This window comes from Shewanella sp. (assembly GCF_051658185.1).
Taxonomy (GTDB): domain Bacteria; phylum Pseudomonadota; class Gammaproteobacteria; order Enterobacterales; family Shewanellaceae; genus Shewanella.
The window spans coordinates 1-9,906 of the sequence record NZ_JBOFMC010000150.1 but is presented as its reverse complement, the minus strand read 5'-3'; the positions used below and the strand labels follow the sequence as shown (position 1 = coordinate 9,906).

Genomic DNA, 9,906 nt, shown 5'->3' with positions numbered 1-9,906 from the left:
AGTGAGCAATACTCCAGTATAACCGTATTTGCGGCGCCCGCTTAACCGTTCCAGCACCTTGCTGGGACGGGCTAAACGATTGTGTTTGCGGTAGCGGTAACTGTAGCTTAGCCGCGCTGAAGCGCAGGCTCACCACTCATCATCTAACTCAGAATCTGACTCAGACTCAGAATCTGACACCAACATAAACACTTATCGCTTATCGGCGAGCCACTCATACAACGAACTTAGGCTTAACACTTAGGCTTAAAAGGTTAAGCGCTGAAAGCCACATCACTAAAATAACATCGCGATGAATATCAGCGAATAAGCGTGCTATCAACAAAATGCGACTATGAATTTTTTTTACTACATAAAGCTTTTTGGCGGCAAGTTTATACTGATATACTCGGGAAAAATGTTAACAATACCTTTACTTTTCAGCACGACAACCAAGTTTGGCAGCAGCAAGCCCTGCGAGAAAACAAAGCACAACAACAAACAATCGCACCATGCCATAATTAGGAATCCCCCCATGTTGGATCCAAAATGCCTAGCACTGATCGATGATAAAGCCCAATTAAGCCTTATTCCCGCCATCCACGGGCCCGTGACCCAAGATGACATCATGAGTTTGTTGGCTTTACCCGAATTTTCTTCGTTATTTCCCCTTGAGCCAGTGATTAACCTCACCATCGCTAAAATCAATTCCCTGTGCCATAGCGCCGATGGTCAATTGCCACTGCGCGCCACCATAGCAGAGCGCCGGGATGCGAGCTTAACACTGACCATCAGCCCCGATAACATGAAAGCCAGCCTCAGTCTCACGGCGCCATGGGGCGGCAAACCCATTGATTTACAACAAATCCTCGTGCATCTTAAAAAACACAATATCAGCATGGGATTAAGTAAACTCAACATTCAAAGCCTCCTTCAGCAACAGCGCACACTTAAGCCAGGGGAAAGCTGCCAGAGCGACATCGCCCAAGGGAAAAGTCCCAGTCACGGAGTCAATGCCCGCTTAGAACGCAAAGTCTTTTTGGCACGCGAGCGCCTATTGCAACCTCAACTGCGGGAGGATGGCAGCGTTGATATGCGCAATTTAGGCGCCTTGATTGTGGTTAAGCCTAAGGATGTGCTGATGGTCAAACACCCAGCCACCCAAGGCAGCCCCGGTTACAACATTAAAGGTGAAGTGCTCACACAAAAACCGGGTAAAGACATCACGCTGCAAGCCGGGAGCGGCACGATGTTAGATCCCCTAAATCCCCATCAACTCATCGCCACCGTGGCCGGGCAACCGGTAGAAATCCGCGGCGGCATGAAGGTCGATGATGTTTTGCAATTAAAGGATGTCGATATCAGCACTGGCCACATCAACTTTAAGGGCAGTATTTTGATCTCTGGGGATGTCCACGAGGGCATGATAGTCAAAAGTGGCGGCGATATTACCGTGATGGGCTTTGTCGATTCAGCCGCCCTAGAAGCCCAGGGCGATATTACCGTCAGCCAAGGGATCATCGGTCGGCTGCTCAATGCCAACGACTACTCGACCCGCATCCAAGCCCAAGGACAGATCAGCGCCCAGTTTGTGCAATATTCACAGCTCGAGGCCAAGGGCAATATTTTAGTGACTAAACAATTGCTCCATAGCCATGTTTTCAGTGCGGGGACCTTAACCGTCAGTGATGCACGCGCCCAGCGGGGCGATTTGGTCGGAGGCTGTATTCATGCCGAAAAAGGCATTACTGCGGTGGTCATTGGCGCGACAGCAGGAACCAAGACCGAAATTAAATGTGCCCGCACATTAGGGGAGCTCAAGCAGCAACTCAAACAACTGGATGACAGCGTGAAGGCGTTAGTGGTCGCCAGCCTCGATATTGAGGCGCGGATCAATAAATTACCGCCCAAAGCACAATGGGAAAACGATCCGGTGATGATCGAGCAGATCAAAATGATGATCGATGAAAAACGCCGCATCCTTGCTGAACGCGCCGCAGAAGAGCAAGAGTTTGATACCCTAAAGCAAGAGGTAGACACCTTCTATGAGCAGTACTGCATCAATGTGCTCAAACACGTATTCCTTAATGTGGAGTTTCAAATTGGCCAAGTGAGCCATCGCACCACGCGGGAGCACGGCACCTGCACGATTGCCCATGTTAATCAGGAGATCCTGTTCGATTACAACGCCAAACCCAAAGCCTTAGCGAACCAGCAACCGCCGTCAGCCGCCTAAACGCTATGGAAGTTAGTAACATCAACGATCTGCCCATTGAAAATCTGAGCACTAAAAAATTGAGCACTGAAAAACTGAGCAATCATGATATGAGTCAACGCGGTGATGCTCTCACGGCCATCCACTGGCCCGCCCTCGTCAAACTCGCTGGCAGCGCTGAATTGCTCTACCTTAGCAATGCAGACGACTGGCTGGCCCTTGCTCGACTCAATCGGGCGCATTTTACCGAGGCGGATCAGTTACTCGACAGCCAAGGCCAGCGCTACCAGATCCTCGCTGCCGGTGCAGAACCTTTCTACGCCGAAATCGATGTATGGGATCCTCTGCCAACGCTATTACCCCAAACACCGCTGCCACTGGAGGAATTTATCCAATGGGTGCAACATCATGCCAACGCCTTGGGAAACTGCTGCGTCACTAAACTGAGTTTTAACACCCTCAGCCAAGGAATGGAAATTGTGCGGAGCTTGAATGACTAACCCTATTTATTTACACATATTTTTTGCAAATAGCCTGTGCAACAAGTCTGAGCAAAAAACGAAGCCGATGCCTTGGCATCACTAAAACTGCCCTTGCATAACTCACGCAATGGCACATCGCTCACTGGCACTGCGCAATTAAACGGCAACAAAACGCATACATCCCAAAAGCTATTATCCTGATGCGCAATTCACAGGCATAATTTAGCCAGTGATGGCTTAACGCTGCCCATGCAGAGGCAAGCCGTAAGCCCCCCTTTGACGGTGGTGCACCTTTAGGTCTGCATTACCTTGATACACCAACACATGGAGCCTGAATTGGAACTACTTAAGATTGACTGCTTAGGCAAACCACTGCGCTTAGAAGGCTCGCTCGCGGGCTGGCAACAACTCTTCTGGGACAATCAGTTAGTCTCACAGAAAGCGGCGTCTATCGATAATGGCGGCCTCAAGGTGCACGAGTTTGAGCTCACGCTCACGCGCCCTACCACTGAGCCTCAAGACGGTGATGCGCCGGTGACCAGCCACACGACGCTCATTCGCCTCGAAACCGATCTGGTTTGGCAGCCTTTTCGCTTCGATTACCGGCTGCTGCAGGATGATGAAGTGCTCACCCAAGGCACCCGCACCGAAAAGGATATTGAGCGCCAAACCCCAGAAGTCCCTGTGGTCAAACAACAAAAAGTCAGCATCGTTGGGCTAGCCTCACTCGGCTTTAAGTTGCTCAAGAGCGCCAAAGTCATCAAAGTGGTGTTAGCCGGCGCCAGCGTTGCCGCGTATTCTTGGTTATTCTCCTTCCAATTCGCCCTTGCGCTAATCGCCTGCCTCGTGTTCCACGAATACGGCCATATCCGCGCCATGAAGTATTTTGGGATGAAAACCAAGGGGATCTATCTCATCCCCTTTATGGGAGGCCTTGCACTCAGTGATGAAAAAATTAACACCCGCTGGCAAGATGTGGTGATTTCAATCATGGGGCCAACCTTTGGACTGCTGATGTCCGTCGGCGCGTTAATGGCCTATCACGCCACAGGTCATGTATTTTTTGCCGGGCTTGCCGCGTTCAACGCCTTGCTTAACTTATTTAATTTATTGCCCATTTTGCCACTCGATGGCGGGCACATCCTAAAGAGCATCAGCTTTTCAATGAATAGCATCACAGGCTTGATTGTCTGCGTTATCGGTGCGGCTCTGGGGGTTTATGTCAGCTACACCTTAGGGCTGGCGTTGCTCGGTTTCTTACTGCTTATTGGCAGTGTAGAAATTATCGTCGAATGGCGCGCGCGCCATCAAAGCCACCTCTTGCCCTTGGACCGATATGGGCAAATCTTTTCAACCCTATGGTACTTACTGACCGTTGCCGCCCTCGTTGGCATCATTTGGCATTTGGCGGGCACGGGCGATGATATGTTAGGCCTGCCACTGAAAATACTGCAAAGCTAAGCCCTATTCCGCCGTCAAACCAAAGGCGACCGTTAAACCAAAGGCGGCAGGTCATGCCCACAGGGCGGTGACCTCACACCCTGTAAAAGAGTAGCCCCGCGATTGCGGGGCTACTCTTTTGGGCTATTTCGTGGGCACAGGTCTAAAGCCTGCGTATTGCACCGCCGCTACCGGAGCCTGCTTGCCAAGGCCTTGTGCCATCAGGCCGGCATGCTTTGCAGGCGCTGACTTTTCAAGCACTGACTTCGCGCCGCAGCCACAACCACTGCTCCCTGCGGCGCTTGTTCCATGGGACTGACAACAGCCCCCCTTAGCCGCATGATTGAGAGAAGCACGCCCTTGGGAGGCATGGGTTAAACGTAAATTCAGATCGCGGCTTTGGGCCAGCAGCGCCTCAAGCGGTTGCTGAGCACTGCCTTTGCTCACACTGATCCCCGCCGCCAACAACTTACCAAGCATGCGCTCACCGATATGCTGCACAATCACAATGTCGGTGCCTTGCTGCTTAATCAACTCAAGCATGGCTTTTTTGGCGCTACAGCCCCCCGCCGTCGCCGGATTATCGACCCGCAAAATTTGCTGAAACTCGTCATTAAAAAAACCAATTTCGGCGGCTTTCGTAAAATGACTGGCGAGCCTATCACGGCTCATTGGCATAGCAATAATCATCATAAATCCTTGTCGGTTGAAGTGGGCAAGCGCAAAGCATGACCTTGGGTGATGGCCGTAGCCACCTTTTTACGGGCACTGGCGAGTAAGTAGCCAAAGGTTTGCCGCGAGATCCCCATCAGGGCGGCGGCCTCGAGTTGACTTAAACGCTGCACATCCCCAAGTTCCAGCGCCTCAAACTCATCGGCCGCCAGCGGGATGTGCGTTAATTGCGCCGCGGGAATGCCATTAGGCTTAAACAGGCTGCAGGGCACACAGCAGGATAATTGGCGGCATTTTTTGGGTCTTGGCATAAGCGGTTATCTTGGCGCAGTAGCGCAATAAAAGGCGTTTAACACTGAAGACGCAAAGCAAAACCTGAGCGCCGATAGCGCGGCGCTTGCTCTTTTACCCGTTCATTCAGCGGTTCAATAGCGACTGAGCAATACTTTGCCAGTCTCCTTTGCTGGCCAATTGGTTACCTGAGGTGCAGGTTTCTGGCGTAGGCCAAAAACTATTATTCACATTCCCCTCGGACAAACTGTAAAGCAGCTCACAATTAACGACATCCACGCTGGCAACTCTTTCATGCAAAAAAAGCGAACCTTTATGGGTTAAGTGAAAAGTGTAAATAAAGAAGTTAGCTCACAAGCGCTATTCACGATTTAAATAAAAGCCTTATTTGAAAGGTATATTTAACGACGTTTTCCCAGCACCATAAGGCGGTCAACCCCCTGCCAATGCTGGTTTTTTGGCCCAAATCCCCGCCTGCTACTGCGCCAAAAAAGTGTGATCTAGGTTAGCTTTTTAAGGAATGTTAGCCCCGCAGAATGAGTCGACTCACACCTTACCCATCCCATGCTGGCGATTTTCCGGCGATACCCTATTGTGCCCGTGGGTTCGGCCTTAGCCCCAGCTTGGGCGTAAGGAAGGGCGGCGGCCATAACAATACAATACCGCGGCTCTTAATCGATCATTCCACACCTACTCAAAGAGAAAGGTCACGCCCATATTGGGTTGATGGTTTCGATGGAAAATAAAATATGTTTATAAAAAATAATACTGTTCAACTCGCGGATGGTTACTTAAATAAAACCCCCCTATTCCAATTTTTGTTACTTTCCAGCGTGTTCGCCCTTTGGTCCGCGGCCGCGGCCCTAAACGATGTGCTGATCACCCAATTTAGATCGATTTTTGATCTTTCCCACTTTGCCTCCGCATTAGTGCAATCCGCATTTTACGGGGCTTACTTCCTCGTCGCGATTCCAGCCGCGGTTGTGGTCAAAAAAACCACCTATAAATTTGCGATTTTACTCGGCTTAGCCCTGTATATCTTAGGCTGCCTGATGTTTTTCCCGGCCTCAGTCGCTGGCACTTATACCATGTTCCTCGCCGCGATTTTTTGTATTGCCATTGGCCTTTCCTTCCTCGAAACCTCCTGCAATACCTATTCGGCGATGATTGGCGCGCCCAATCACGCCACCTTAAGGCTCAATGTGTCCCATACCATTAATGCCATGGGCTATATCGTGGGGCTATTACTAGGTAAATATTTGATTTTCCAAGAAGGTGTTAATGTCGAGCAGATGATGGCAAGCCTTCAAGGCGCCGAGCTTGAAGCCTTTAAAATGCAAATGCTGCAGCAAACCCTCGCCCCCTATAAATGGTTAGTCGGGGTGATTGCCACCGTGGCGATCTTAATTGCTGTCACTGAATACCCCCGCTGTAAAGCAGTCAGAGGCGAGCAGCAAACCGCGCCCTCCTTTAGCGAGACCCTAAGCTACCTCATCGGCAACCGTCGATTTTTAAAGGGCGTTGTCACCCAATTTGCCTATGTGGGGATGCAAGTTGCGGTATGGTCATTCACCATCCGCTTAGCGCTGGAGCTTGCGCCGGGGATGAATGAGCGCGACGCCGCTAACTACCTGTTATACGCCTTTATCATGTATTTCCTCGGTAAGTTGGTTGCCAACTACCTGTTTACTAAAACCTCGCAAGAAAATGTACTCCAGCTCTATTCAACGCTTGGATTTATCAGCTTAGTGTATGTCGCCCTTGTGCCTGACTTTAGCGCCGTCTGGGTGGCGGTGATGACCTCAGCCTTCTTTGCCCCTTGCTGGGCAACCATTTTTGCGTCCACTCTGCAGGCGGTAGATACCCGCTATACCGAAACCGCCGGTGGTTTTGTGGTGATGGCCATCATCGGGGGTGCCATTGTGCCGGTGATCCAAGGCGCGGTAGCCGATGCGGTGAATATGCAGCTATCGTTTATCGTCAGCGCCTGCTGCTTTGCCATCGTCTTTAGCTATTTTATGGCAGAAAAAAAGCATAAACAGTCCGCCGAATTCCTGGCCCTGCAGCCAGAATAAACAGCTGTGGCCTCCCGTTGGAGGCCACTTTGATGAGGTTAATCATGATCACCATTCCCCTGTATAAAAATGACTTTACCGCCACCAAACAGCGGATTTTGCACTCAGCGCATTTTGAAGTCAGCCGCTTTATATATCCCTCTGGCGTGCATGCCATTGAGATAAAAAATGCCAAGGGTCATTTAGTGATACTGCCCTTTATGGGACAAATGATTTGGGATGCGCACTTTTTAGCCACCAATCTGTGCATGAAAAATATGTTCACCGAGCCCAAGCCCGCCCAATCCATTATGGCGACCTACGGCTGTTTTGCCTTCCATGCGGGGATGATCCGCATGGGCTGCCCCGCCCCCGAAGATGACCATCCCTTGCATGGCGAAATGCCCTGCGCAGCGATGGACAGCGCTTGGTTAGAGGTCAGCGATGACTGCGTGACCCTCAAAGGCAGCTATGAATATGTGATGGGCTTTGGCCACCATTACCTTGCAACACCGGCCGTGAGCCTTAGCAAAGATGCCAGCCTATTTGATATCCAAATGCAGATAAAAAATCTGGCGACGGTCCCCATGCCATTGCAGTACATGTGCCATATCAACACGGCCTACTTCGACAACGGGCAGCTGCAGCAAAATATCCCCGCCAGCGCCCTGACCCTGCGCGAGAGCATTCCGGCCCATGTGCAGCCCAATGCGCAATGGTTAGAGTACAATCAACAACTTAAAACGGCAGCGCCGATCAGCGAACTCAACACGCCAGCGCTGTACGATCCTGAGATCGTCTATTTTATGGATGATCTGGCCAAGCACGTCGAGCAAGCGCAATTCAAGCTCGATATCGGCGATAAATATCTGCTGACCGAATTTAGCACCGAAGCATTTAACTGTGCCACTCGCTGGATTTTATACAATGGTGATCAACAGGTCGGCGCCTATGTGCTGCCAGCCACCTGTCGCCCCGAGGGATTTTTAGCCGCCAAAGCCAACGGCACTTTGATCTATCTGGCGCCGGGCCAAGAACGCCATTTTAACGTGCGTACCGGTATTTGCCTTAAATAACCCGATAACCCAAGCCCAGTGCCAGCCGATACGACGCCTAACGCAATCAGGACGCTGGCGCGGGCAAAGAATCAATTTTTACAAAGGTTTATATAAAACCGAGGATATTCCCCATGAATAAGTTAGTGGTATTAGGTAGTGTCAATGCCGACCATGTGCTCCAAGTGCCTTCGTTTCCTCGCCCGGGCGAAACGCTCCATGGCCGCAACTATCAAGTGATTCCGGGCGGTAAAGGAGCTAACCAAGCCGTGGCGGCGGCGCGCTTAACTGCTGATATCGCCTTTATCGCCAGCGTAGGGGATGACGCCATTGGCGCGCAGATGTGTGCCGCTTTTCAGCGCGACGGGATTAACATTGAAGGGATTAAGGTTCAGGCAAATTGCCCAACGGGCATTGCCATCATTCAAGTGGCCGACAGTGGCGAAAACAGCATTTGTTTAGCGGCAGAAGCCAATGCTCTGTTAACCGCAGAGGCCATTGCCACCGATTTAACGGCGATCCGGGCGGCGGATTATCTGCTGATGCAACTTGAGACGCCACCGTGTGCCATTGAGCTGGCGGCCAAGGTTGCCAAAGAGGCCAACACCCAAGTGATCCTCAACCCTGCGCCTGCTCGGCCCCTCTCCGAGGCGCTGCTTGCCTGCGTGGATATCATCACCCCGAATGAAACCGAAGCCGAAGTGCTTACCGGCATCAAGGTCTGCGACGATGCCAGCGCCCAAGCCGCAGCGGATAAACTGCATGCGAGCGGCATCGCCACTGTGATGATCACCTTAGGCGCGCGAGGGGTGTGGTTAAGCCAGCAAGGCCAAGGCGAGTTGATCGCAGGCTTTAAGGTCGATGCTACCGATACTACCGCCGCCGGCGATACCTTCAATGGCGCGTTTGTCACCGCGTTAATGGAAGCAATGCCATTACCGCGTGCGATTAAATTTGCCCACGCCGCGGCGGCCATCTCGGTCACCCGCTTTGGCGCACAAACCTCCATCCCTACGAGGGCCGAGGTCGAGCAGTTTCTTAGCCAACACCCATAAGTAAGCTTTAGCCATAAACAAAGGGGAAGTGGCGGACGGCGATGCACTGTCCTATCACTTCCCCTCATCCGTAGCGCAGATATGCATTAACACATTCGCACTGCACTAATACACAAGCACCGCACTAACACACCCGCACTGCACTAATACACAAGCACTGCACTAACGCGCAAGCACTGCACTAGCACACTCGCTCGGAGCTAACACCAGCACGGCTTAAACACTAGCACTTAAGCGACTTAAGCTTAAGCCGCTTAAGCCTAAGCGGCACCGCTTGCGCTTGAGAGCATGGCGCGCAAGTTCGGCACTATTCTATGCGGGTAAAACTAAACGTTTCCCCATTGGCCGCTTTAAACGCAAACTCAGTGCCCGTCACCGTCACCACGGCGCTGCCGCCGATATCACTCAAACCACCGTCACCATCGGCGTTCACCGTCGGCGCGCCGATGGTAAAGGTGGTACCGTTGTAACTGTATGGCGCAAACTCACCCAACACGCTGGTATCGATAAAATTGTCCCGAGAATGCACAATCGCATATTCGTTATTGGGCAACACGGTGAGGACATTGTAGTTATCGCGATAATCGTCAGCACTGAGGGTGCTAGGATCCTTAATGGTATACAACCAAGCGCCGACGATAGGATTAGCAGTGCGCACAACCT

10 protein-coding genes are annotated in these 9,906 nt (G+C 51.5%); 6 read left to right on the top strand and 4 right to left on the bottom strand.

What is annotated here, in order from left to right:
• Positions 1 to 514 precede the first annotated feature (514 nt).
• The 3 genes from ACRCZA_RS06280 (at position 515) to ACRCZA_RS06270 (ending at position 4,137) form a co-directional block, all read left to right on the top strand.
• On the top strand, positions 515 to 2,215 hold the full coding sequence (locus tag ACRCZA_RS06280) for a DUF342 domain-containing protein (RefSeq protein ID WP_438673604.1): 1,701 nt from the start codon (positions 515 to 517) through the stop codon (positions 2,213 to 2,215).
• Between the two features lie 5 nt (positions 2,216 to 2,220).
• The gene (locus ACRCZA_RS06275) at positions 2,221 to 2,694 is read left to right on the top strand and encodes a DUF4144 family protein (RefSeq protein ID WP_438673603.1); all 474 of its coding nucleotides are present in this window, start codon (positions 2,221 to 2,223) and stop codon (positions 2,692 to 2,694) included.
• Between the two features lie 306 nt (positions 2,695 to 3,000).
• Positions 3,001 to 4,137, top strand: coding sequence for a site-2 protease family protein (locus tag ACRCZA_RS06270; RefSeq protein ID WP_438673602.1), 1,137 nt, complete (start codon positions 3,001 to 3,003; stop codon positions 4,135 to 4,137).
• A gap of 123 nt (positions 4,138 to 4,260) precedes the next feature.
• Here the strand turns inward: ACRCZA_RS06270 and ACRCZA_RS06265 are convergent, their stop codons facing one another.
• The 3 genes from ACRCZA_RS06265 to ACRCZA_RS06255 form a co-directional block, all read right to left on the bottom strand.
• Positions 4,261 to 4,806: a NifB/NifX family molybdenum-iron cluster-binding protein gene (locus ACRCZA_RS06265; protein WP_438673605.1), complete on the bottom strand. Its 546-nt coding sequence runs from the start codon at positions 4,804 to 4,806 to the stop codon at positions 4,261 to 4,263.
• On the bottom strand, positions 4,806 to 5,099 hold the full coding sequence (locus ACRCZA_RS06260; RefSeq protein ID WP_438673601.1) for a DUF134 domain-containing protein: 294 nt from the start codon (positions 5,097 to 5,099) through the stop codon (positions 4,806 to 4,808). The genes ACRCZA_RS06265 and ACRCZA_RS06260 overlap by 1 nt, the downstream gene beginning before the upstream one ends.
• A gap of 106 nt (positions 5,100 to 5,205) precedes the next feature.
• On the bottom strand, positions 5,206 to 5,358 hold the full coding sequence (locus tag ACRCZA_RS06255) for a hypothetical protein (protein ID WP_438673600.1): 153 nt from the start codon (positions 5,356 to 5,358) through the stop codon (positions 5,206 to 5,208).
• Positions 5,359 to 5,828: 470 nt separating this feature from the next.
• Here ACRCZA_RS06255 and fucP point away from each other — a divergent pair, with 470 nt between their 5' ends.
• The 3 genes from fucP to rbsK all read left to right on the top strand — a co-directional run bounded on the left by fucP (position 5,829) and on the right by rbsK (position 9,243).
• Positions 5,829 to 7,154 (top strand): L-fucose:H+ symporter permease, encoded by a 1,326-nt coding sequence (gene fucP / locus ACRCZA_RS06250; RefSeq protein WP_438673599.1) that lies wholly within the window; start codon positions 5,829 to 5,831, stop codon positions 7,152 to 7,154.
• A 44-nt stretch (positions 7,155 to 7,198) separates the two neighbouring features.
• A complete protein-coding gene (locus ACRCZA_RS06245) occupies positions 7,199 to 8,209 on the top strand; it encodes an aldose 1-epimerase family protein (RefSeq protein WP_438673598.1) in 1,011 nt (336 codons plus the stop codon).
• A 113-nt stretch (positions 8,210 to 8,322) separates the two neighbouring features.
• Positions 8,323 to 9,243, top strand: coding sequence for a ribokinase (gene rbsK, locus ACRCZA_RS06240; protein ID WP_438673597.1), 921 nt, complete (start codon positions 8,323 to 8,325; stop codon positions 9,241 to 9,243).
• 307 nt (positions 9,244 to 9,550) lie between these two features.
• Here rbsK and ACRCZA_RS06235 read toward each other — a convergent pair.
• The coding region (locus ACRCZA_RS06235) for a hypothetical protein (protein WP_438673596.1) at positions 9,551 to 9,906 on the bottom strand (356 nt) is incomplete at its 5' end.